At 70.4% G+C, this 22,528-nt stretch carries 17 protein-coding genes (1 of these 17 only partly in view); 14 read left to right on the top strand and 3 right to left on the bottom strand.

Annotated features, from left to right (window positions below; translation table 11 throughout):
- Nucleotides 1-415 precede the first annotated feature (415 nt).
- From AC3CHW_RS07685 to AC3CHW_RS07665, 5 genes are all read left to right on the top strand, one after another.
- The gene (locus AC3CHW_RS07685; RefSeq protein ID WP_488469981.1) at nucleotides 416-1,858 is read left to right on the top strand and encodes an outer membrane protein assembly factor BamB family protein; all 1,443 of its coding nucleotides are present in this window, start codon (nucleotides 416-418) and stop codon (nucleotides 1,856-1,858) included.
- A 341-nt stretch (nucleotides 1,859-2,199) separates the two neighbouring features.
- Nucleotides 2,200-2,685 (top strand): DUF2563 family protein, encoded by a 486-nt coding sequence (locus AC3CHW_RS07680; protein ID WP_488469980.1) that lies wholly within the window; start codon nucleotides 2,200-2,202, stop codon nucleotides 2,683-2,685.
- A gap of 1,689 nt (nucleotides 2,686-4,374) precedes the next feature.
- Entirely contained in the window at nucleotides 4,375-5,499 is a 1,125-nt protein-coding gene (locus AC3CHW_RS07675; protein WP_488469979.1) for a S8 family serine peptidase, read from the top strand.
- Between the two features lie 45 nt (nucleotides 5,500-5,544).
- A complete protein-coding gene (locus AC3CHW_RS07670; RefSeq protein ID WP_176164433.1) occupies nucleotides 5,545-5,886 on the top strand; it encodes a WXG100 family type VII secretion target in 342 nt (113 codons plus the stop codon).
- Between the two features lie 37 nt (nucleotides 5,887-5,923).
- The gene (locus AC3CHW_RS07665; protein WP_176164434.1) at nucleotides 5,924-6,211 is read left to right on the top strand and encodes a WXG100 family type VII secretion target; all 288 of its coding nucleotides are present in this window, start codon (nucleotides 5,924-5,926) and stop codon (nucleotides 6,209-6,211) included.
- A gap of 281 nt (nucleotides 6,212-6,492) precedes the next feature.
- Here the strand turns inward: AC3CHW_RS07665 and eccCa are convergent, their stop codons facing one another.
- Entirely contained in the window at nucleotides 6,493-10,473 is a 3,981-nt protein-coding gene (gene eccCa / locus AC3CHW_RS07660) for a type VII secretion protein EccCa (protein ID WP_488469978.1), read from the bottom strand.
- A gap of 175 nt (nucleotides 10,474-10,648) precedes the next feature.
- Between eccCa and eccD the strand changes: the two genes are divergently transcribed.
- The 6 genes from eccD to AC3CHW_RS07630 all read left to right on the top strand — a co-directional run bounded on the left by eccD (nucleotide 10,649) and on the right by AC3CHW_RS07630 (nucleotide 18,757).
- Nucleotides 10,649-12,118: a type VII secretion integral membrane protein EccD gene (gene eccD / locus AC3CHW_RS07655; RefSeq protein ID WP_488469977.1), complete on the top strand. Its 1,470-nt coding sequence runs from the start codon at nucleotides 10,649-10,651 to the stop codon at nucleotides 12,116-12,118.
- 573 nt (nucleotides 12,119-12,691) lie between these two features.
- Nucleotides 12,692-12,979 carry a 30S ribosomal protein S15 gene (gene rpsO, locus AC3CHW_RS07650; RefSeq protein ID WP_176164437.1) on the top strand — a complete coding sequence of 96 codons (288 nt, stop codon included), beginning with the start codon at nucleotides 12,692-12,694 and terminating at the stop codon, nucleotides 12,977-12,979.
- A gap of 682 nt (nucleotides 12,980-13,661) precedes the next feature.
- On the top strand, nucleotides 13,662-15,878 hold the full coding sequence (locus tag AC3CHW_RS07645) for a polyribonucleotide nucleotidyltransferase (protein WP_217199431.1): 2,217 nt from the start codon (nucleotides 13,662-13,664) through the stop codon (nucleotides 15,876-15,878).
- Entirely contained in the window at nucleotides 15,878-17,281 is a 1,404-nt protein-coding gene (locus tag AC3CHW_RS07640; protein ID WP_187064001.1) for a M16 family metallopeptidase, read from the top strand. The genes AC3CHW_RS07645 and AC3CHW_RS07640 overlap by 1 nt, the downstream gene beginning before the upstream one ends.
- Before the next feature lie 265 nt (nucleotides 17,282-17,546).
- On the top strand, nucleotides 17,547-18,299 hold the full coding sequence (dapB, locus tag AC3CHW_RS07635) for a 4-hydroxy-tetrahydrodipicolinate reductase (RefSeq protein ID WP_488469976.1): 753 nt from the start codon (nucleotides 17,547-17,549) through the stop codon (nucleotides 18,297-18,299).
- A gap of 5 nt (nucleotides 18,300-18,304) precedes the next feature.
- Nucleotides 18,305-18,757: a tetratricopeptide repeat protein gene (locus tag AC3CHW_RS07630; RefSeq protein WP_176164441.1), complete on the top strand. Its 453-nt coding sequence runs from the start codon at nucleotides 18,305-18,307 to the stop codon at nucleotides 18,755-18,757.
- A 167-nt stretch (nucleotides 18,758-18,924) separates the two neighbouring features.
- Here AC3CHW_RS07630 and AC3CHW_RS07625 read toward each other — a convergent pair whose 3' ends face one another.
- The gene (locus tag AC3CHW_RS07625) at nucleotides 18,925-19,485 is read right to left on the bottom strand and encodes a hypothetical protein (protein WP_398612175.1); all 561 of its coding nucleotides are present in this window, start codon (nucleotides 19,483-19,485) and stop codon (nucleotides 18,925-18,927) included.
- Between the two features lie 52 nt (nucleotides 19,486-19,537).
- A complete protein-coding gene (locus AC3CHW_RS07620) occupies nucleotides 19,538-19,780 on the bottom strand; it encodes a hypothetical protein (RefSeq protein ID WP_176164443.1) in 243 nt (80 codons plus the stop codon).
- A gap of 259 nt (nucleotides 19,781-20,039) precedes the next feature.
- On the opposite strand from AC3CHW_RS07620, the gene thyX reads away from it, so the two are divergent.
- The 3 genes from thyX to AC3CHW_RS07605 all read left to right on the top strand — a co-directional run.
- Complete coding sequence (gene thyX / locus AC3CHW_RS07615) at nucleotides 20,040-20,801, top strand: FAD-dependent thymidylate synthase (RefSeq protein WP_398612176.1); 762 nt, start codon at nucleotides 20,040-20,042, stop codon at nucleotides 20,799-20,801.
- Between the two features lie 286 nt (nucleotides 20,802-21,087).
- Nucleotides 21,088-21,987 (top strand): 4-hydroxy-tetrahydrodipicolinate synthase, encoded by a 900-nt coding sequence (gene dapA / locus AC3CHW_RS07610; protein ID WP_187086954.1) that lies wholly within the window; start codon nucleotides 21,088-21,090, stop codon nucleotides 21,985-21,987.
- A 124-nt stretch (nucleotides 21,988-22,111) separates the two neighbouring features.
- Nucleotides 22,112-22,528: the 5' end (the start) of a ribonuclease J gene (locus AC3CHW_RS07605; protein ID WP_398612177.1), read on the top strand. Its footprint extends 1,269 nt past the window's final position; the window shows 417 of its 1,686 coding nt (coding positions 1-417); the start codon lies at nucleotides 22,112-22,114; its stop codon lies beyond the right edge, outside the window.

The raw sequence follows: 22,528 nt of genomic DNA, 5'->3' as shown, positions 1-22,528 counted from the left end.
TTAGTCATTGCGTGACGGGCTCCGCGACCGGTTCGCTCCTTTTCGGGGGAAAGATCATCCGAATTGCGGGAGGAGGCCGACCGGTCGGCGGGTCCGCGTAAAGAGGTAGGCGCCCATGTCGCAGCCGCCACAGCCCCCAAACCAGCCACCCGGTGGCTTCGGTGCGCCGCAGGAACCGTCACCGGGCGGCTTTGGCGCACCCCAGCAACCGCACGTCCCGCCGGCCGCGCCGCATGCCCCGCCGACGCCCCCGCCGGCTCCGCCTGGTGCGCCGACGCCTCCGCCGGCATGGGGCGGCGCCGGTGCGTACGCGCAGCACCCGACGCAGCCCAACCCGTACGCCCAGCAGCCCCAGTACGGCTATCCGCCGGCGGGCCAGCCGCCCTACGGCGCGCCCGGGTCGGGTGGGCCCGGAATGCCGGGGGGCCCGGGCGGCGGTCAGGGCGGTCAGCGTAAGAAGCGCACGGCGATCATCGTCGCGGCCACGGTGGCGGTCGTACTGGCGGCGGGCGGCGGCGTGTGGGCCGTGGTGGGCGGCGACGACGGCGACAAGGAGCCCAAGGCCAAGCAGAGCACCGAGCCCAGGGAAAAGGAGTCGACGGAGCCGACCAAGGCGCCCGAGGAATCCGCGACCCCTGAGGAAGAGGAACTCGACCCGAACGAGATCCGCCAGGACGGCGAGGCGAAGGTCCTCTTCCAGGCGCCCGCCCCCAAGGTGACGCGCAGTGGCGAGGACGTGCCCGGATTCTGGGTCCTGGACGACTACGTGGTGAAGGCCGTACAGACCAAGATCGTCGCGTACGACAACAGTGGCGCGGAAAAGTGGAACATTCCGCTGCCGAAGACGGTGTGCGCCGCCCCGACCACCGCTAATGACGACGGAAAGGTCGTCGTCGCGTACGAGGGGCGCAAGAAGGACGAATGCAGTCAGCTCGCGCTCATCGACCTCAAGGCGGGAAAGAAACTCTGGGACAAGCCGGCGCCCGAGGGCGGGATGTTCGGCGGGGGATACAACAGCCTGGGCATGGCCCAGAGCGGCGACGCGGTGGGCCTGTCCTGGTTCGGCGGCTCCGCCCTGGTGAGCGTCAAGGACGGCAACCCGCTTCCGGTCCAGGAACTCACCGCAGCGTGCTCCGTCAAGGGCTGGGCGGGCGGCAAGGCCCTACTGCGCGCGTACTCCTGCAATGACGGCACCGCCAAACTGCAGAAGGTGGACCCGGCGACCGGAAAGGTCGCGTGGACGTACCCCGTGCGCAAGGGGTACGAGGTGGCGAAGATCTACTCCACCAGTCCGGTGGTCATCCACCTCGTCAACAAGGACCGGAAGTCGGGCGGCCTCATCGCCGTCAAGGAGGGCGGCAAGGAGCGTTCCGCCCTCGACCTCGGCGGACAGAATTACCAGCCGGACTGCGGCATGAGCATCTTCGGCTCGAGTATGGGTTCCTGCCAGGGCGTCGTTGCCTCGGATGACACGTTCTTCCTGCCCACCGCGTTGGGTAAGAGCAGTTCCTCCGGGCTCACCACCGAGATTCACGCCTTCGACCTCAACACCGGAAAGAAGAAATGGGAGTCGAAGACCGACGGGCGCATGATGTCCCCGTTGCGTATGGACGGTAAGAACCTGATCGCCTATCAGCAGCCCACGTACGACAAGGCCGGCACGATCGTCAGCATCTCCCCGAGCGGCGGCAAGCCGCAGAAGACGGTGCTCCAACTGCCCGCGGCGACCAGGGAGGCGGAGAACGGCTTCTACCGCACGCGCCGCGTCTTCGACGAGCGCGGCCGTTTCTACCTGGCCTCCGAGCGCCTGACCGGCGACGAGGAGAAGGAGAAGCTCATCATGGCCTTCGGTCCCTGACGAGTCCCGGGTAGCTCTGCCTGTACGAGCTGAGGGGGCGTACGCCAACTGGCGTACGCCCCCTTCCTGTTGTCTACGCGCGCGGATTCCTCCGCTGCGCCGGAGCCGGCGGCCCAAGGACCGGTCGGCCGGGGATGGGCCCCTCGTATCGACGCCACTAATCGCTCGCGCGAGGGCATTTCGGACCGCCCGTCAGGGGACGGGGTGGCTTGGCGCTACGTGGGGGTGCGCTCAACGGCCAGTAATCGTTGGCGTGGTCACATATCGCTGCGCGCGACGTCGCTCCGAGTGGTTAGAGTGGCACTCGAAGTCATCTGCGCCGTACGGGGAGGCGGAGTGAGATGGGCGAACAAGACCAGAACGGTGGCCGCGACGTAGGCGGCAGGCGAGGTGGAGCTGACCTCGCGCGCGAAGCCGAGACGCTGAGCTACTTCAAGGGGAAGATCGACAAGATCCTCCTTGACCTGGAGTCGTCTCCGGCAGCGAAGAGCAAGATCGGCGACCAGACCATCACGCGCGCGGCCTACGGAACGGGCTTCAGCGCCGCGGACGATCTCGCGAGCATGTACGACAAGGTGCACGGGCGGCTGGAGAAGTTCTCCCAGACCTTGGGGGACCAGCTGGAGGCGCTCGGCATCGCGGTGCAGATCGCGGACCGCGGCTACGACAGCATCGACGCGAAACAGGCCGCGCGGCTGCGTGAGATCCAGCGTCGTGCGCGTGAGGAGTACCCGGCGACGAAGCAGGGCCAGCCTGCCGACCAGGGAACGGGGCCGGTGGAGGCAGGGAGCGGCGAGACCGGCGGTTCCGGCTCGGACTTCAGGTAGCGGAAAGAGGGGGCATGGGGAACGGGGAGTTCGAGGGTCAGTCCCTTGAGAGCCTGCACGCGATGCTGGCGGGCTCAGATCCAGCCAAGCTGGCGAACGCGGGGAACGCGCTCAGCGACGCGGCCCCGAAGATCACAGAGGTCGGCAACTACCTACGGAGCCACGCGACGCGTGTTGAGTGGCACGGCCAAGGTGCCGACAGCTTCCGCGAGTGGTCTCACCACTTCGCCTTGGAGGTCATGCGATTAGGAGAGTTCACAGGCGCCGTCGGTAACCACATGGTCAACGCGGGACAAGCGTTGACCGAGGCAAAGGCGGCCGTTCCAAAGCCTGTTGATGCGGAGAAGGCGCACGGGGATCCGGACGCGGACAAGGCGCACATCGCTGACGGGACGACCAAGCTGCAACAGGCCATCCATCAGATGGAGCGGCTTTCTTCGTACTACCGGGCGGCCAAGGAGGACATTGCGGCTGAGCGGGAGCCGGAGTTCAAGGAGTTGCCGCTCGACGGCGCGGTTTTTGATCCCGAGGCGCCATACGGACCTGAGGCGGTCCCCGCCGGGCAGGCACCGTCCGGCATAGCGGCTGTTCACCGTCAACCTGCCTTGACGGCAGATGTGAGTGGACGCGCTGACGGTGCGGTTGCTCATGGCGTGAGGGCCGGTGAGCACTTAGGGGGGCCTGTAGAGATGAGTCTCGACGGGATGGACAAGCTGTCCCCTCCTGCACGCGACTCGCCGCCACACGTTCCCGTGCCCGTGGAGGCTTCGAAGCTTCCAGAGCAGGGTTTGCCTACCACGCCCGCTCGCATCACGCCTACCCCTGGCCTACACACGCCCAACCTGCCTGATCAGGCTGGAAAGGCTGTTCCGCGTGTGCCTTCTGACGGCCTGGTCCATCAGCAGCGTCCAGCCACTCGAGCAAAGAATCAACGGCTGTCCGATGTGCCGGGAGTTTCAGGTGGCCGCCCCCGCAACGCGAGCGATCTGCCGAGTAGCTCTCGATTGCCACGCGGGGTGGTTGTAGGAGAGGGGCGTGCGCCCTCTATGCGAGGGGCCATGCCCGGCAGTATTCCGCCTGCTGGAGGGCTCCCAACGAGTGACAATCCTGCGGCGGGACGACGGAGCTACGGCCCGCAAGCGCCTGGCTCGATCGCCCCCACGACAACGGGCGGTCCACGAGGAGGAGTTACAGGCGAGGAGCGGAGCGGGTCAGCCAGGGGTCCGCTACCTGGGGCGGCCGGTGGGATGCCAGTCGGGAACGCCGGAGGGATGAGGGGGACAGACGGCGGCAGGAATCGACAAGGACTGGCCATCGAACCGGGTGGCACGGCTGCGGCGCGGCGCATGGGCTCACCACGCAATGCGGGCTTCACGCCTGGCGGGAGTGGGCTGGTTCGAGGATCGGGTGCTACACCGGCAGCGCAACCAGGGGCCCGTCAAACACCTCGTCCCGAACGAGGTGACGAAGGTGAGGATTGGCCCTTGGCGCGCGACACCGTCCCGCCAATCGTTGAATAGCTCGTCCCATACCGAGTTACCAGGAGAATGAGCACCCATGCCGTTTCCGCTGGACTGCTGGCGACGAGGCATACTCCACGCACTCACCCTCTTAGGGCTTGTGGTTGTCTGGGTGGCGCCGCCCGCAACTGCCGACGAATTTCGGAACCGTCAGTGGCACCTTGACGCGATGAGCGCTGAAGAGTTGTGGTCAGTGAGCACGGGGCAGGGGGTTACGGTTGCCGTCGTCGATTCAGGCGTGGATCCCGTCCCTGAGTTGCGTGGGCGGGTGGTAGATGAGAAAAATTTCGCTAGCACGCCACCGCCGGGAGGTGGTGACGGACGCAGCCATGGGACGGCGATGGCTGCATTGATCGCGGGCGCTGAAAGCCCAGGCGGCGTGCAGGGCCTAGCTCCAGGGGCGAGGATCATGTCCCTCCAAACTGGCTATAGGGACTTCACAGTTGGCGGCTCGGGTGAAATCTGGGCTCGCGCCATTAGATATGCGGCAGATAATGGTGCGCGCATTATCAACCTGTCGCAGACAGCAACGGGTTCGCTTGATCGACAGATGCGAGAGCTCAAGGCTGCTGTCGACTACGCCAGAAAGAAAGGATTGCTGGTTTTCGCAGGGACAGGCAATGATGGCGCAACGAGTAACATTCCCGGATACCCCTCGACCTTCCCAGGAGTGGTGGGCGTAGGAGCGGTTGACCAGTCTGGGAAGGTGGCTAAGTTCTCCACCCACGGGCCGCAAGTGACGCTGGCGGCGCCTGGCGTGGACATTCCGGCGCGATGCAAAAGCGGCCAAGGGTTGTGCAGGAATCGTGGCACCAGCCCCGCCACCGCCCTAGCCTCCGCCTCTGCCGCCCTCATCTGGTCCAAGCACCCCACCTGGACGAACAACCAGGTCCTCCGCGTGATGATGCAGACCGCGAGTAAGCCGGAGGGGAAGGTGCCCAGTAAGTACATCGGGTACGGGATCATCCGGCCGGGGCAGGTGCTGATTGACGGCAAGGGCGATCCGGGTGATCCCGACGTCAACCCGTTGCTGCCTAAGGAAAAGGAACAGGCGAAACCCACGCACCAGCCGTCTGCTGCGCCTTCCGAATCGTCTCCGGACAGCGGAAAGGGCTCGGACTCCGAGGACGCGCAGCGCGCTGCTAAGGGAGTCGCGGCCAGCGGCGGGAGCGAGGGCGGAGGTGGGGGATCCGGTCTTCTGTGGCCGGTGCTGGGAACGGGCGCCGGCATGGCAGTCATTGGTGGGGCCGTCTTCTATCTGCGACGGCGCCAGCCTCGCTCAAGCATGCATTGACCGACCAGCACGACTCAGCGTACGAAAAACGGAGGGAAACACGTCATGGCCGGAAATCTGAAGGTAACCGAGGCCGAGCTCACGCAGCTCATCAACGACCTGGACCTGATGGAAAGCTCGCTGGAAAACAAGATCCGGTCGCTGAACGGTGTGGTGGACCGGATCGAGAGCGGTTGGAAGGGCTCGGCCGCGGGGGCGTACAACCAGCTTCAGAGTGGGGTCAACCTGCATGCCCGCAAGATTCGCGAGTTGCTGGTGCTCATCGAGCAGGCGATGAAGATGAGCCGTGACGGTTTCTCGCAGCAGGAACTGGACCAGTTGCAGAAGTTCAAGAACATGCAGGGCGGCGAGGGCGGCGGCCAGAGTCGCATTCTCGACATGGCCTGACGACCACCATTCCTTCGATCTGACCCAAGGAGAGACGATGTCCCTGCTCGTTACGTACGAGACCGTGACCACGGCCGCCAATGACGTCCGTACGACCGCGAACACGTTGAAGACCGAACTCGACGAGCTGCACCGGCGCGTGGAGCGCGTCGTCTCGACGTGGGAGGGTGACGCGCAGATCGCCTTCCACGAGACCCAGACGCAGTGGAACACCTCGGTCAACGAGCTGACCAGCACGCTGCACCAGATCGCGCGCGCCCTGGACGACGCGACGGAGGGCTACCGCGCCACGGACAAGGCCGCAGCCGCCCAGTTCCGCATCTGAGGTTCTCCCCAGCACGTACACGTCGGCCCGACGGTTCCGTGAACCGCCGGGCCGACGCACGTCACGGGCCTGTCCCGTGCACCGCCGACCAGTGCGGGGGCGGATCGACGCTCGATCCGCCCCCGCACTGCGTGTGCCCACACGCCCCACACGCCCACACGCCCACGCGTGAACGGGCGGGCCACCCACACCCCGCAACGCCCCGCGGTGCGATGGCCGACGATGACGACGGGCTCGCGCCCGCGCCCACCCGCGCGGGCGCGAGCCCGTCCCCGTACCCGTCAGTTCTCCGGCAGCCAGCCCAGTTGCACCAGGGGCGTCCCGCGGCGGCGGGAGACGAACACGCCCCGGCCCGGGGGGAGGGCCCGGGGGCGGATGTTGCCCAGGACCTCGCCCTCGCCTCGGTCGCCGGAGAGGACGACGCCCTGCGCGCCGAGCTCCTTGATGCGCTGCATGAACGGCTCGAAGGACGAGCGGGACGCGCCGGCCGAGTTGCGGGCGATGATGAAGCGGATGCCGACGTCGCGCGCGAAGGGCAGGTTCTCCGTGAGTACGGCGAGGGGGTTTCCGCTGCTGGTGGAGACGAGTTCGTAGTCGTCGATCAGGACGAACAACTGCGGGCCCGTCCACCAGCTACGGTCGCGCAACTGCTGCGGGGTCACGTCGGAGCGCGGTGCGCGGCGTTCCATCACGGTGTTGATGGCGTCCATGTGCGTCTGCAGCGCGGAGGCGACCGGCGCGTACTCCAACAGGTGCTCCGGGGAGATGGTCTCCAGCAGGGAGCGCCGGTAGTCGCCCACGACGATCTTCGCCTCGTCCGCCCCGTACCGCTCCGTGAGCTGCTTGGCCATCAGGCGGAGCAGCGCCGTCTTGCCCGATTCGCTCTCGCCGAAGATGAGGAAGAACGGGTCGGTCTCGAAGTCGACGTACACCGGCTCCAGGTTGGTCTCGTCGATGCCGATGGCGATGCCGCGCTCGGGGAACTCGAAGCCCTTGGGCAGGCGGTCGGAGGAGAGCCGGCGGGGCAGGAGGCGCACCGCGGGGGCGTGCGGGCCCGGCCAGTGCGTGCTGACGGCGCGCCCCAGGGACGCGGTGGCGTCCGAGAGGCCGTCCGGATCGCTGGCCGAGTCGACGCGCGGCTGCGCCGCCATGAAGTGCAGCTTCTCCGGTACCTGGCCGCGGCCGGGCACCCCGGCCGGCACGTTGGCGGCCACCTTGCGGTCGAACTCGGAGTCCAGCGAGTCGCCGAGCCGGAGTTCGAGGCGGCCCAGGAGCTGGTCCTTGAGGTTGGCCCGCAGCTCCATGTACCGCGAGGCGGTGATCACCACGTGGATGCCGTAGCCGAGGCCGCGGGACGCGATGTCGGTCACGACGCCCTCCAGCATCTCGTACTCCTGCTTGAACGGCCCCCAGCCGTCGATCAGCAGGAACACGTCGCCCCACGGCTGGTCGGGGAGCTGTCCGGCGGCGCGCTGGCGGCGGTAGGAGCCGATGCCGTCGATGCCGTTCGCCCGGAAGTACTCCTCGCGGCGCGCGAGCACGCCGGCGACCTCGGCGACCGTGCGCCGCACCCGCTCCGGGTCCAGGCGCGAGGCGACGCCGCCCACGTGCGGCAGGTCCGCGAGGGCGGACATGCCGCTGCCGCCGAAGTCGAGCCCGTAGAACTGCACCTCCCGCGGCGTGTGGGTGAGCGCGAACGAGGCGATCAGGGTGCGCAGCAACGTGGACTTGCCGGACTGCGGGCCGCCGACGACCAGCATGTGCCCCGCGGCGCCGGAGAAGTCGCGGTACAGCACCTCGCGGCGCTGCTCGAAGGGCTTGTCGATGAGGCCGAGCGGGGCGACGAGGCCGCCCAGGCGCGTGTACTCGGGCGCGTGCAGGCCCCGCTCGGGCGAGGTGGACAGCCGCGGCAGCAACTGGTCGAGCGACGGCGCCTCGTCCAGCGGCGGCAGCCACACCTGGTGGGCCGGCTGCCCCTGGCCCTCCAGGCGGCGCACGATCACGTCGAGCACCGTGTCGACCATCGGGTCGTCGCCCGTACGGGGCGCCGTCAGCGGGGTCTGCGGGTCCGGCAGGCCGTACGCGATGGGCACCGGCGCCGCCGTGAACAGCACGGGGCGCCGCTCGATGGGCAGCGGCCCACCGGGGGAGGCCGGCGCGCCCGTGCGGTACGCGCCGGAGACGTACGCCGCCTTGAAGCGGGTCATCTGCTCCGTGCCGAACTTCAGGTAGCCGGAGCCGGGGACGGACGGCAGGTGGTACGCGTCCGGCACGCCGAGGGCCGTGCGGGACTCGGCGGCCGAGAAGGTGCGCAGCCCGATGCGGTACGACAGGTAGGTGTCCAGGCCGCGCAGCCGGCCCTCCTCCAGGCGCTGCGACGCCAGCAGCAGGTGCACGCCGAGCGACCGGCCGATGCGGCCGATCTGGATGAACATGTCGATGAAGTCGGGCTTGGCGGTGAGGAGTTCGCTGAACTCGTCGATGACCAGGACCAACGAGGCCAGCGGCTCCAGCGGGGCGCCGGCGGTGCGCGCCTTCTCGTAGTCGTGGATGTTGGCGAAGTTGCCGGCCGAGCGCAGCAACTCCTGCCGGCGCTGGAGTTCGCCGCGGATCGAGTCGCCCATCCGGTCGACCAGGGTGAGGTCGTCCGCCAGGTTGGTGATCACCGCGGAGACGTGCGGCATGCGGGACATGCCGGTGAACGTGGCGCCGCCCTTGAAGTCGGCGAGGACGAAGTTGAGCGTCTCCGACGAGTGCGTCACCGCGAGCCCCAGCACCAGCGTGCGCAGCAGCTCCGACTTGCCGGAGCCGGTCGCGCCGACGCACAGCCCGTGCGGCCCCATGCCCTCCTGCGCGGCCTCCTTGAGGTCGAGCATCACGGGCTGGCCGTCCTCGCCCACGCCGATCGGCACCCGCAACCGCTCCGACTGGGTGCGCGGGCGCCAGGTGCGCGTGACGTCCACGGCGCCCGCGTCGCCGAGCCCGAGCAGGTCGGTGAAGTCCAGGTTGGCCAGCAGCGGTTCGTCGTCGTCCCCGCCGCCCATCCGCAGCGGCGCGAGCTGGCGGGCCAGGGCCTCGGCCGCCTCCGGCGACAGCGTGTCCGGCACGCCCTCGTACCGCACCCCGGTGCCGGAGTCCAGGGTGAGCCGGCCCGGGCGCACGTCCACCGACAGGCCGCCGCGCAACTCGTCCAGCTCGCCGGAGACCACCTCGACGATGGTGACGCCCTGCAGCCCCTCGGGCGCCGCGAACACCGAGTCCGGCGGCACCACCCCGCCGTCGAGGACGATCACCAGGTGCGGCTGGTCGAGCAGTGGCTGGCCGTCGCGGTTGAACCGGGGCCGCCCGTCGAGCCGCCCGGCGAGCAGCTCCTCCAACTCGCCGAGGTCGTCGCCGAACAGCCGCTTCGTGCCCGCCCCGTCCACCGCCTGGGGCAACTGCGCGTGCGGCAGCCACTTCGTCCAGTCCCAGCGCGGCACCGCGCCCGGCGCCGCCACCACCGCGACCAGCAGGTCCTCCGGCGAGTGCAGCGCCACCAACTGGGCCACCAGCGCCCGCGCCAGGCCGTGCGCCGAGCGCGGCTCTCCCGAGACGGTCAGGTGGTAGAAGCGGCGCAGCGAGATGGCCATCGGCAGCCCGTCCAGGGCGCCGTGCACCGCCACGAACCGCTGCATGGCGCCGGCCGACAGCGGCTCCAGCTCGTCGACCGGCGCCGTGTCGGGGGTCACCAGCGGCGTGGCGAGCTGCTGCGCGCCGAGCCCGACCCGCACCTGCCCGAAGTCCGCGTCGCTGATCCGCCGCTCCCACACCCGGCTCGCCGCGTCACCGGACGGGCGCGCGCCCGCGTCCGCCGCCAGGGACCACAACTGGTCCGGCGCGGGGTGCAGGTAGAACTGGGCGTCACGCTGGGCCCGCGCGGTGCGCCGGATCTGGCGCCGGGTCTGCGCCAGGTACTTCAGGTAGTCCCGGCGCACGTCCGCCAACTGGCCCTGGGTGCCCCGCCGATAGCGCACGATCTGCGCTATCACCATGCCCACCGTGGAGACCAGCATCAGCGCGCCCATGATCCGCATGAACGGTGCCGCGCCCGGCATGAAGAAGAACACCACGGACGACCCCATGCCGAGCATCGGCAGGAGTTGCATCAGCACGCCCTCCTGCTGCCCGCGGGGCAGCTCGGGTGGCGGTTCGAGCCGCAGCTCGTCCGACGGCACCTCGGAAGGTAACGCGCGCGGCGGACGCTTGACGACGATCTGACTCACCGGTGCACCAATCCCCGTATTACGGCGGCGACTTCGGGAAATTCCGGACAGAAGCGCCCGTAGCGCCAGCCTCTCACCTCGTATGCGTGATCCTACTGACACGCTCTGACACCAAGGTAGGTAGGGTGACCGGGCGCGCACCTGTCCAACAGACGTCAAACAGAGGGGCACTCTGGTGAGTTCGACCGCAACGACCGGCTTCTGTCGGGTCACCGTCGTTGCTCCCGACAGCCGCATCGACGTCGCGCTGCCCGACGACATCGCGGTTGCCGACGTCTACCCCGAGATCCTTCGGCTGACCGGCCAGACCCAGCCCCCGGGCGCGCCCACCGGCTACCACCTGCTGCGCCGCGACGGCACCGTCCTCGACAGCGCGCGCTCGCTCGCCGCGCAGCGCGTCCTGGACGGCGAACTGCTCAGCCTGCGCCCGTTCGCGGACTCCCTGCCGCCCACCGTCTTCGACGACGTGTCCGACGCCGTGGCCACCGCCGTGACCCGCGACCGGCACCTGTGGCGCGAGGACATGCTCCGCGGCGCCGGCCTGGTGGGCGGCGTGCTCCTGATCTTCCTGATGAGCCTCGTGCTCTGGTACGCCGACCCCGACCGACACTCCATGCACGGCCTGCCCGGCATCGTCGCCGGCGTCGCCGCGGTGCTGCTGACGGCGCTGGCGGGGGTGCGGGCCCGGGTGTACGACGACCGCCCGTCGGCCATCGCGCTGGGGCTCGGCGCCATGCCGCACCTGTTGATCGCCGGCTCCGGGATCATCGAGGCGGACCCGGGCGCGGACCCCGGGCGGTTGCAGTTCCTGCTCGGCTGCGTGTGCGTCCTGGTGGCGTCCGTCCTGCTCGTGGCGCTCACGCCGGACGGTGACGCGCCGTTCGTCGCCACCGCCTTCGCCGCGACCATCGGGACGCTCGCCACGTTCTGCGCCATCCTCGCCGACGCCAGCGCCACCGACGCCGCCGCGGTCTGCGCGCCGGTCGCGGTCGGCACCCTGGCCTTCCTGCCCGGGCTCTCCACCCGCTTCGCGCGACTGCCGATCGGCTACGCGTCGCCGTACAGCGCGGCCAACGTGGACTTCGACGCCGACCCCGACGACCCGCCGTCCCCCGACCCGATCGACGCCGAACGCATCGCGGCGCAGGCGCGGCGCGGGCACGAGATGCTGCTCGGCCTGGTCGGCGGCTGCAGCGTGGTGGTGATCGGCGCGGCGGCGGTGCTGGGCTTCTCGGACTCGGTGTGGGGCCAGATACTCGCCCTGACCACCGGCCTGGCCATGCTGCTACGGGCCAGGCTCTTCCGCTACACCTCGCAGGTCGCCTGCGTCCTCGTCGCCGGGATCGCGGCCATCGGCCTCCTCGTGCTCGGGCTCGCGCTGCACGCCCCCGACGACCTGCGTGCGGAACTGCTGGGCGGCGACCGGACCGGGATGGACGTACGCACCGTCTGGCTGGTGGGCGCCATCGCCGCCGGAGCGGCGCTGATCGTCGCGCTCGGCCTGGTCATCCCGAAGAAGGGGCTGACCCCGTTCTGGGGCCGCGTCTCGGACCTGGCGGAGGGCGCGCTGCTGCTCTCGCTGGTGCCGCTGTGCCTGGCCGTCCTCGACGTCTACTCCTCGGCACGGAGCATGACGAGCGGATAACCACCGACCGGGCGCCCCGGGGCTCCGTACGTTGAATCCCGTGCCCCGTGCTCCGTGGCCCGTGCCGCTGGCTCCGTGCCCCGCGAGACTGGCCCCGTGCCCCGTGCCCCGTGCCCCGTGCCCCGTGCCCCGTGCCCCGTGCCCCGTGCCCCGTGCCCCGTGGCGCTGGCTCCGCGCCCCGTACCCCGTGCCCCATGGCGCTGGCTCCGCGACGGTGGCTCCGTGCTCCGCGCCCCGTACGGCCGACCCCGCGCTCCGCGAGACCGGCCCCGCGCCCCGTACGGTGGCCCCGCCTCCGCGAGGCCGGCCCCGCGCCCCACGGCGTCCCGCCCCGTAAGCCCGCCCGGCCGGGGCCTCGGGCGGAGGAGCGGGGTCCCGGTACGGCCCGTGCGTCGCCCGCGGTGAGGGCTCACTCGCATGGCTGGTACGCTGTGTGACGGCCGTGTGTGTACGCGCTTCCGGAGGCTCTGGGAGCTGCGCTCAGCGGACCCCGCCTTCCGAGTCATGGAAGCTCCCCCGCGAATGAGACCGGGGGCACTCGGTGGCCAAACGAGAATCCTTGAAGGAGTATGCGTGTCGCTCGACGCCGCAACGAAGAAGCAGATCATGGCCGAGTTCGCCACCAAGGAGGGTGACACCGGCTCCCCCGAGGTTCAGGTGGCCATGCTCTCGCGTCGCATCTCGGACCTGACCGAGCACCTCAAGATGCACAAGCACGACCACCACTCCCGCCGTGGTCTGCTGCTCCTGGTCGGTCAGCGCCGCCGCCTGCTGCAGTACCTGGCGAAGAAGGACATCGCGCGCTTCCGCGTGCTCGTCGAGCGCCTCGGCATCCGCCGCGGTGCGGCGGGCGCCAAGTAACACGCCGTGGAGGGAGCGGTTCCCACACCTGGGAGCCGCTCCTTTGCCGTACGGGCACCGGGCCCCGCTCGCCAGCCGCGCACAGCGGCCGACGGAGCCCTCCGTACGACCACGGGCCCGCACCGTGCGGTGCGCGGGCCCGTGACGCGCGGCAGGCACCAGATCGCGCCCCGCGCCGATCACCTGCCGCCGGAGACCGCACCCCGTCGCCCCGATCGGGCGACAGACCCGCCGCACGGCGTTCGGCGCGCACCTCGCGCCCGCGCCGTCCGCCACACGGTCGCCCGCCCGGCCACAGCGGGCGCCGTACCCGGGCCGTCCGCAGCGTGTCGAGCGCCCGCGGACGAGCCGGACAGCACGCGGCGCGTGTGCCTCACCCGAGGCCCACGCACCCGGCCGGGCCGCGAAGTCGCGGCCCCTGGACAGACGTCTCAGCCGTCGTGGCGGCGGCTGAAGGTTTGTAGTCTGGTCCCATAACGCCATAACGAACGAGGGGGAGCGCCCTCATCCCGCCGAATCGAGGCCGCAGGCGCCGGTCCTCGGTAGTGGCTCCCGGAACTGGCAATTCCGGTGGCTTCGATCGAAGACCGGCCCGGCCGCCGGACCCAGCGGCAGACCGAGCGCTCCTCCGCCAACGTCCCCCGTCACACGGACGAGGGACGCAGACGAGGAGATTTTCCTGGTGGAGAACGAGACCCACTACGCCGAGGCCGTCATCGACAACGGCAGCTTCGGCACCCGCACCATCCGCTTCGAGACGGGCCGCCTGGCCCGCCAGGCCGCCGGCTCCGCCGTGGCCTACCTGGACGACGACACCATGGTGCTGTCGGCCACCACCGCCTCGAAGAACCCGAAGGACCAGCTCGACTTCTTCCCGCTGACGGTGGACGTCGAGGAGCGGATGTACGCAGCCGGCAAGATCCCCGGCTCCTTCTTCCGTCGTGAGGGCCGCCCCTCCGAGGACGCGATCCTCACCTGCCGCCTGATCGACCGCCCGCTGCGCCCCTCCTTCAAGAAGGGCCTGCGCAACGAGATCCAGATCGTCGAGACGATCATGGCGCTCAACCCCGACCACCTGTACGACGTGGTCGCCATCAACGCCGCCTCCTGCTCCACGCAGCTCGCGGGCCTGCCCTTCTCCGGCCCCATCGGCGGCACCCGGGTCGCGCTGATCAACGGCCAGTGGGTCGCCTTCCCGACCCACTCGGAGCTGGAGAACGCCGTCTTCGACATGGTCGTCGCCGGTCGCGTCCTGGAGGACGGCGACGTCGCGATCATGATGGTCGAGGCCGAGGCCACCGAGAAGACCATCCAGCTCGTCAAGGACGGCGCCGACGCTCCCACCGAGGAGGTCGTGGCCGCCGGTCTCGAGGCCGCCAAGCCGTTCATCAAGGCGCTCTGCCAGGCCCAGGCCGAGCTGGCCGCCAAGGCCGCGAAGCCGACCGGCGAGTTCCCGGTCTTCCTCGACTACCAGGACGACGTCCTGGAGGCGCTGACCGCCGCCGTCCGCACCGAGCTGGCCCAGGCGCTGACCATCGCCGGCAAGCAGGAGCGCGAGAGCGAGCTGGACCGCGTCAAGGCGCTCGCCGCCGAGAAGCTGCTGCCGCAGTTCGAGGGCCGCGAGAAGGAGATCTCCGCCGCGTACCGTTCGCTGACCAAGACCCTGGTCCGCGAGCGCGTCATCAAGGAGAAGAAGCGGATCGACGGCCGTGGCGTCACGGACATCCGTACGCTGGCCGCCGAGGTCGAGGCGATCCCGCGGGTGCACGGCTCGGCCCTGTTCGAGCGCGGCGAGACCCAGATCCTGGGCGTCACCACGCTGAACATGCTCCGTATGGAGCAGCAGCTCGACACGTTGTCGCCGGTGACGCGCAAGCGCTACATGCACAACTACAACTTCCCGCCGTACTCCACCGGTGAGACCGGCCGCGTGGGCTCGCCCAAGCGCCGCGAGATCGGCCACGGCGCGCTCGCCGAGCGCGCCCTGACGCCGGTGCTGCCGACGCGCGAGGAGTTCCCGTACGCCATCCGCCAGGTCTCCGAGGCGCTGGGCTCCAACGGCTCGACCTCGATGGGCTCGGTCTGTGCGTCCACGATGTCGCTGCTGAACGCCGGTGTGCCGCTCAAGGCCCCGGTCGCCGGCATCGCCATGGGCCTGATCTCGCAGGAGATCGACGGCAAGACGCACTACGTCACCCTCACCGACATCCTCGGTGCGGAGGACGCGTTCGGTGACATGGACTTCAAGGTCGCGGGCACCAAGACCTTCGTCACCGCGCTGCAGCTCGACACCAAGCTCGACGGCATCCCCGCCTCCGTGCTGGCCGCCGCGCTCAAGCAGGCCCGGGACGCCCGGCTGCATATCCTCGACGTGATGAACGAGGCGATCGACGTTCCGGACGAGATGTCCCCGAACGCGCCGCGGATCATCACCGTCAAGATCCCGGTGGACAAGATCGGTGAGGTCATCGGCCCCAAGGGCAAGATGATCAACCAGATCCAGGAGGACACCGGCGCCGACATCACGATCGAGGACGACGGCACCATCTACATCGGTGCCGCCGACGGCCCGGCCGCCGAGGCCGCGCGCGCCACGATCAACGGCATCGCCAACCCGACCATGCCGGAGGTCGGCGAGCGCTACCTGGGCACGGTCGTCAAGACCACGACCTTCGGCGCGTTCGTCTCCCTGCTCCCGGGCAAGGACGGCCTGCTGCACATCTCGCAGATCCGCAAGCTCGCCGGTGGCAAGCGCGTGGAGAACGTCGAGGACGTGCTCGCGGTGGGCGCGAAGGTGCAGGTCGAGATCGCCGAGATCGACCAGCGCGGCAAGCTCTCCCTGATCCCCGTGATCGAGGGCGAGGACGGCGACGACCAGAAGGACGAAGCCGCCCAGTGATGCCGCTTTCCCCTTCGGGCGGATCGCACCGCGCGACGGCCCGCCCCTCCAGCGAGGGGCGGGCCGTCGCCCGTACCCGGTCCACCACCAAGACGCTTCTCCAGGGCGAGAACGGCATCGGCACGGTGCGCCGCACCACCCTCCCCGGGGGGTTGCGCGTGGTCACCGAGACCCTGCCGTCCGTCAGGTCGGCCACCTTCGGGATCTGGGCCCACGTCGGCTCCCGGGACGAGACGCCGGCGCTCGGCGGTGCCACCCACTACCTGGAGCACCTGCTCTTCAAGGGCACCGAGCGGCGCAGCGCGCTGGACATCTCGGCCGCGATCGACGCGGTCGGCGGCGAGATGAACGCGTTCACGGCCAAGGAGTACACCTGCTACTACGCGCGGGTGCTCGACTCGGACCTGCCGCTGGCCATAGACGTCGTGTGCGACATGCTGACCAGCTCGCTGATCGAACCGGGGGACGTGGACGCCGAGCGCGGCGTCATCCTCGAGGAGATCGCGATGACCGAGGACGACCCGGGCGACTGCGTGCACGACCTGTTCGCGCAGACGATGTTCGGTGACACCCCGCTGGGCCGCCCCGTCCTCGGCACCGTGGACACCGTCAACGCGCTGACGGCCGACCGCATCCGCCGCTTCTACCGCAAGCACTACGACCCCACCCACCTGGTCGTCGCCGCCGCGGGCAACGTGGACCACGCCCGCGTCGTACGGCAGGTCCGGGCGGCCTTCGACCGGGCCGGGGCGCTGGAGCGGGAGGACGTGACGCCGGTGGCGCCGCGCGGCGGCAGCCGGGCGATCCGCACCGCCGGCCGCGTGGACCTGATCGGCCGCAAGACCGAGCAGGCGCACATCGTGCTCGGCATGCCCGGCATCGCCCGCACCGACGACCGCCGCTGGGCGCTCGGCGTGCTCAACACGGCGCTCGGCGGCGGCATGAGCTCGCGCCTGTTCCAGGAGGTGCGGGAGAAGCGCGGCCTGGCGTACAGCGTGTACTCGTACACCTCCGGCTTCGCCGACTGCGGACTGTTCGGGGTGTACGCGGGCTGTCGCCCGAGCCAGGTGCACGACGTGCTGCGGATCTGCCGCGACGAACTCGACGAGGTCGCCGAGAAGGGCCTGAGCGACGAGGAGCTGCGGCGGGCCATCGGCCAGCTCTCCGGCTCCACGGTGCTGGGCCTGGAGGACACCGGCGCGCTGATGAACCGCATCGGCAAGAGCGAGCTGTGCTGGGGCGACCAGATGTCGGTCGACGACATGCTGACGCGGATCGCGGCCGTCACCGCGGACGACGTGCGCGAGATCGCCCGCACGGTGCTGGGGCAGCGCCCCTCGCTGTCGGTGATCGGCCCGCTGAAGGACAAGCAGGCCAGCCGGCTGGACGAGGCGGTCGCCTGACCGCCCCGCCCCGCGCGGCCCGCGCCATCCGGTACGGGCCGCACGGGGCGGCGGGACACCCGCTCCGCGCTCCGTGGCCTCGTGTCCGGTGGCCTCGTATCCCGTGGAACGGCGCCGGCGCCCCGTGCCCCGTGCCCCGTAGGACGGTGCCGGGGCTCCAGCGGACGGCGCCCCGTGCCCCGTGCGTCGGTGCCCCGTGCGAGAGTGCCCCAGTGAGCACCCACTCCGCCCTCCCACCCGTCTAAGCGAAGGAAAGCCAGAGACCATGAGCAAGCTGCGCGTAGCCGTGATCGGAGCGGGGGGCCGTATCGGCTCCGAGGCCGTACGAGCGGTGCAGGCGGCCGACGACCTGGAGCTGGTCGCGACCCTGGGCCGCGGCGACCGCCTGGAGACGCTGACCGAGGCCGGCGCCCAGGTCGCGGTCGAGCTGACCCACCCGGACGCCGTCATGGACAACCTGGAGTTCTGCGTACGCAACGGCATCCACGGCGTCGTCGGCACCACCGGCTGGACCGACGAGCGGCTGGCCCAGCTCCGCACGTGGCTGGACGCGGCGCCCGGCACCGGGACGCTCATCGCGCCGAACTTCTCCATCGGCGCCGTGCTCACCATGCGCTTCGCCCAGCAGGCGGCCCGCTTCTTCGAGTCCGTCGAGGTCATCGAGCTGCACCACCCGAACAAGGCCGACGCCCCGTCCGGCACCGCCACCCGCACCGCGCAGCTCATCGCGGCGGCGCGGCAGGAGGCCGGCAGCGCGCCACAGCCCGACGCGACGAGCACCGCGCTGGAGGGCGCGCGCGGCGCCGACGTGGGCGGCGTACGGGTGCACTCCGTACGGTTGCGCGGACTTCTCGCCCACCAGGAGGTCCTGCTGGGTGGCGCGGGGGAGACGCTCACGCTGCGGCACGACTCGCTGCACCACAGCTCGTTCATGCCGGGCATCCTGCTCGGCGTGCGGCGCGTGGTGACGGTGCCGGGCCTGACCTTCGGGCTGGAACACTTCCTGGATCTGGACTGAGAACAGTGCGCGCAAAGATCACCTACTTCACCCTCGCCGCCGTCTTGGTCGTCTACTTCGTGCTCGTCGGCAGCCGCGGCGTGCTGCTGATCCAGCAGGGCACGCCGCTGACCATCGCGTTCGGCGTGGGCGTGCTCGTGCTGCCGCTCATCGGCGCCTGGTTCCTGTGGCAGAGCACGAAGTTCGCCCGCAACGCCGGCCGGCTGGCCAGGACGCTGGAGGCGGAGGGGGCGCTGCCGGTCGACGAGCTGGTGCGCACGCCCAGCGGTCGGATCGACCGGGACTCGGCGGACGCGATCTTCGAGCGGCGCCGCGCGGAGACGGAGGCGGCCCCGGACGACTGGCGCACCTGGTTCCGGCTGGCCATCGCCTACCACGACGCCCGGGACACCCCGCGGGCCCGCAAGGCGATGCAGCGCGCTATCAACCTGTACGACGGCCAGCCGGTACGGGGCTGACCGCCGCGGACCCGGGGGGACCGGGGCCCGGCAGCGGGCGCCCTCCGGCGGTGCCCCGTAGGCCGGCCCCACGCGCCCGCGCACGCCCGCCCACGTGGCCGCGTGCGCGGGCGCCGCTGTCGTTCGGGGGCCGTGGGTCGTCAGGGGGTCGTCAGGGGCGTGGAGCGTCAGGGACGCGGCGCGGTGTGCTCCGCCGCCCACGCCTCGACCGCGTCGGCCGCCCGGTCGAAGGCGGGCTTGCGGCCGAGGAAGTCGCTGTTGTGGTCGGTGACCAGCGCGCGCAGCACGGCGCCACGCGTGGTGGTGATCACCAGGGCCTGTCCCTGTACGGTGCGCGGCAGGCCGAGCAGCTTCACCGGCTGCTGCCTCGTGCGCACGCTGGCCACCTGCGACCAGCGCAGCGTCGAGGTGGACAGGAAGCTCGTGTGCCGCAGCCCGTGCTGGCTCACCCAGACGCCCATCCGCAGCAGCCGCAGCGCGCCGGTGATCATGACGGCGGCGATGGCGACGCACGTGACCGCGCCCGCGGCGGAGCCCGCCATCGCGATGACCATGGCCGACAGTAGGACGAACGAGGCCAGCAACAGGAACACCGCGGCCAGTCCCACCCGCCATGGGCCCGGCCGGTAGGGGCGGCGCCACTGCTCGCGGCCCTCGTGCGGCAACGGCGGCGGGCCGCCCGCGGCGTCGTCGAACTCGCGGTCGGCGGTCAGAATGGTCAAAGGCACGGGCCCGTCCTCACTCACCAGCACACTCGGCTGTGCGGGGGTGAGGCTACCGTCAGCGGCCGTCGGCCGCCTCAGCGCTGGGTATCTGACGGGTCGGGTGCGACTGCGTGTCCAGCGACGGCAGCCCGAACAGCAGCGCGCCCACGAAGCCCGCCGCGATGGTCAGCCCGATGAGCGCCCGGCCGGCTATCTGCCCCCGGGTGGACGGCTCCCTCGGTGGCGGCTCCACATTGCTGCGGAAACGGTCGGCCTCCGCCACGAAGGCGAACGGCACGGACTCTCGCCGTCGGAACATACGGACGCTCTCCTCGGGTCTCGGGCCGCGTGCGGGTCAGGCGGGAACCGGCTGGGGCAGCGGGCCAGGTGTACGGAGAACGTCTGAGCTACCCCGTACATGCCCGTTTTCGACTGCTTAGGGGAAAAAATATCAACTGCCATGCCCGGCTCCGCCATCGGGGTCCGTTTTGTCTCACAAGCCCAGGACGGGGCCTATGCGGCGGAGGGCGCGCGGGCGGGCCCGTAAGCTGGGCGCCGCCCCGAGCGATAGCAAAGCGATGCGACTGGAAGGACCCTCAGTGACCGACACCGCCGCCGAGAGCGCCACGGCGAGCTTCCGCAGTGACATGACCGTCGAGCTGGTCAAGCACAGCGCCGCCGACTCCGATGTGCTGTGGGCCGCCCGCGTCTCCACGGCGGGCGAGCAGTCCCTGGACGAGCTCACCAAGGACCCCGAGCGCTCCAAGGGCCTGATCAACTACCTGATGCGGGACCGGCACGGCAGCCCCTTCGAGCACAACTCGATGACCTTCTTCATCAGCGCCCCGATCCTGGTCTTCCGCGAGTTCATGCGGCACCGCGTCGGCTGGTCCTACAACGAGGAGTCCGGCCGCTACCGCGAGCTGCAGCCCGTCTTCTACATCCCGAACGAGTCCCGCAAGCTTGTGCAGGAGGGGCGCCCGGGCAAGTACCGGTTCGTCGAGGGCACCCAGGCGCAGCAGGAGCTGACGGGCAAGGTCATGGAGGACGCGTACGTCCACGCGTACGAGGCGTACCAGGAGATGCTGAGCGCCGGCGTCGCCCGCGAGGTGGCCCGCTCCGTGCTGCCGGTCGGCCTCTACTCCTCGATGTACGCGACGTGCAACGCCCGCTCCCTGATGCACTTCCTCGGCCTGCGCACGCAGCACGAGCAGGCGACCGTGCCGTCCTTCCCGCAGCGGGAGATCGAGATGGTGGGCGAGCTGATGGAGGCGGAGTGGGCCCGGCTGATGCCGCTCACCCACGCGGCGTTCAACGCCAACGGACGCGTCGCCCCGTAGCCCCGCGCCGCCCGCCCGGGCGTCCCGCGCTCCGTGCGTGGTGCGCGTGCCCGCCTCGCACCCTCATGAACTGTCCGGATTGCGGCATTTAAGGGACTTCATCTAGGCTGACGAATGGGCCCGGCACTGTCTGAACCCCCGAGCAGGCAGTGCCGGTGCCTTCCGCTTCGACGTCCGGTCGCGACCCGCCCGTGGCCCGATGGCGCCGCACTTCGTGCCGGTTTGTCCGACACCGATACTCCCCCGAGGGAGCGTGCAGGGGCGTGCTGCGAGTAGCGTGGTGCCCATGGCTCCGACTTCCACATCGCAGACCCCCTTCGGGCGCGTGCTGACCGCCATGGTCTCGCCGTTCACGGCTGACGGCGCGCTCGATCTCGACGGCGCCCAGCGACTTGCCGCCCACCTCGTGGACGCCGGCAACGACGGGTTGATCATCAACGGCACCACCGGCGAGTCGCCGACCACCAGCGATGCGGAGAAAGCCGACCTCGTACGGGCCGTCGTCGAGGCGGTCGGCGACCGCGCCCACATCGTGGCCGGAGCCAGCACCAACGACACCCGGCACAGCATCGAACTGGCCCGCGCCGCCGCGGCGGCCGGTGCGCACGGTCTGCTCGCCGTCACGCCGTACTACAGCAAGCCCCCGCAGGAGGGCCTGCTCCGGCACTTCACGGCCATCGCCGACGCCACCGAACTGCCCGTGATGCTCTACGACATCCCCGGCCGCAGCGGCGTCCCGATCAGCACCGAGACCATCGTCCGGCTCGCCGAGCACCCGCGCATCGTCGCCAACAAGGACGCCAAGGGCGACCTCGGCCGGGCGAGCTGGGCCATCGCCCGCTCGCGGCTGGCCTGGTACTCCGGCGACGACATGCTGAACCTCCCGCTGCTGTCCGTCGGCGCCGTCGGCTTCGTCTCCGTCGTCGGGCACCTCGTCAGCCCCGAGCTGCGCGCCCTCCTCGACGCGCACCTGACCGGCGACGTGGCCAAGGCGGCCGAGATCCACCAGAAGCTGCTCCCGGTCTTCACCGGCATGTTCCGCACCCAGGGCGTCATCACGACCAAGGCCGCGCTCGCCCTCCAGGGCCTGCCCGCCGGCCCGCTCCGGCTGCCGCTCGTCGAGCTGTCCGCCGACGAGACCGAGCAGCTCAAGCGAGATCTCGCCGCCGGCGGGGTACAGCTCTAACCACGGACTTCACAACCGAATACCGACCCATTTGCAAGTGCACGAATGACACCCGCGCCACGTGCCTCCCTGCCCGCTCCCGGCGGAACAGGGGACATGTGGCGCGCGTGGTAAGGAGAGTCTTTTGAGTCATCCGCACCCAGAACTCGGTCCGCCGCCCAAGCTCCCCAAGGGCGGCCTGCGCGTCACCCCGTTGGGCGGCCTGGGCGAGATCGGCCGCAACATGACGGTCTTCGAGTACGACGGACGGCTGCTGATCGTCGACTGCGGAGTGCTCTTCCCCGAGGAGGAGCAGCCCGGAGTTGACCTGATCCTGCCGGACTTCACGTCCATCCGGAACCGGCTCGGCGACATCGACGGCATCGTGCTCACCCACGGCCACGAGGACCACATCGGTGGCGTGCCGTACCTGCTCCGCGAGAAGCCGGACATCCCGCTCATCGGCTCCAAGCTGACGCTCGCCCTGATCGAGGCGAAGCTCCAGGAGCACCGCATCCGGCCCTACACGCTGGAGGTCACGGAGGGGCACCGCGAGCGGATC

The sequence above is a fragment of the Streptomyces sp. MGP-BFMKR1 genome, from assembly GCF_057766585.1.
This window is presented reverse-complemented; position numbering and strand designations above follow the sequence as displayed.

Coding starts and splice junctions, on each gene's coding strand:
- AC3CHW_RS07685 (WP_488469981.1), top strand. CDS start 416: ATGCCGGGGGGCCCGGGCGGCGGTCAGGGCGGTCAGCGTAAGAAGCGC.
- AC3CHW_RS07680 (WP_488469980.1), top strand. CDS start 2,200: ATGGGCGAACAAGACCAGAACGGTGGCCGCGACGTAGGCGGCAGGCGA.
- AC3CHW_RS07675 (WP_488469979.1), top strand. CDS start 4,375: ATGAGCGCTGAAGAGTTGTGGTCAGTGAGCACGGGGCAGGGGGTTACG.
- AC3CHW_RS07670 (WP_176164433.1), top strand. CDS start 5,545: ATGGCCGGAAATCTGAAGGTAACCGAGGCCGAGCTCACGCAGCTCATC.
- AC3CHW_RS07665 (WP_176164434.1), top strand. CDS start 5,924: ATGTCCCTGCTCGTTACGTACGAGACCGTGACCACGGCCGCCAATGAC.
- AC3CHW_RS07640 (WP_187064001.1), top strand. CDS start 15,878: ATGCCGCTTTCCCCTTCGGGCGGATCGCACCGCGCGACGGCCCGCCCC.
- dapB (WP_488469976.1), top strand. CDS start 17,547: ATGAGCAAGCTGCGCGTAGCCGTGATCGGAGCGGGGGGCCGTATCGGC.
- AC3CHW_RS07620 (WP_176164443.1), bottom strand. CDS start 19,780: ATGTTCCGACGGCGAGAGTCCGTGCCGTTCGCCTTCGTGGCGGAGGCC.
- thyX (WP_398612176.1), top strand. CDS start 20,040: ATGCGACTGGAAGGACCCTCAGTGACCGACACCGCCGCCGAGAGCGCC.
- dapA (WP_187086954.1), top strand. CDS start 21,088: ATGGCTCCGACTTCCACATCGCAGACCCCCTTCGGGCGCGTGCTGACC.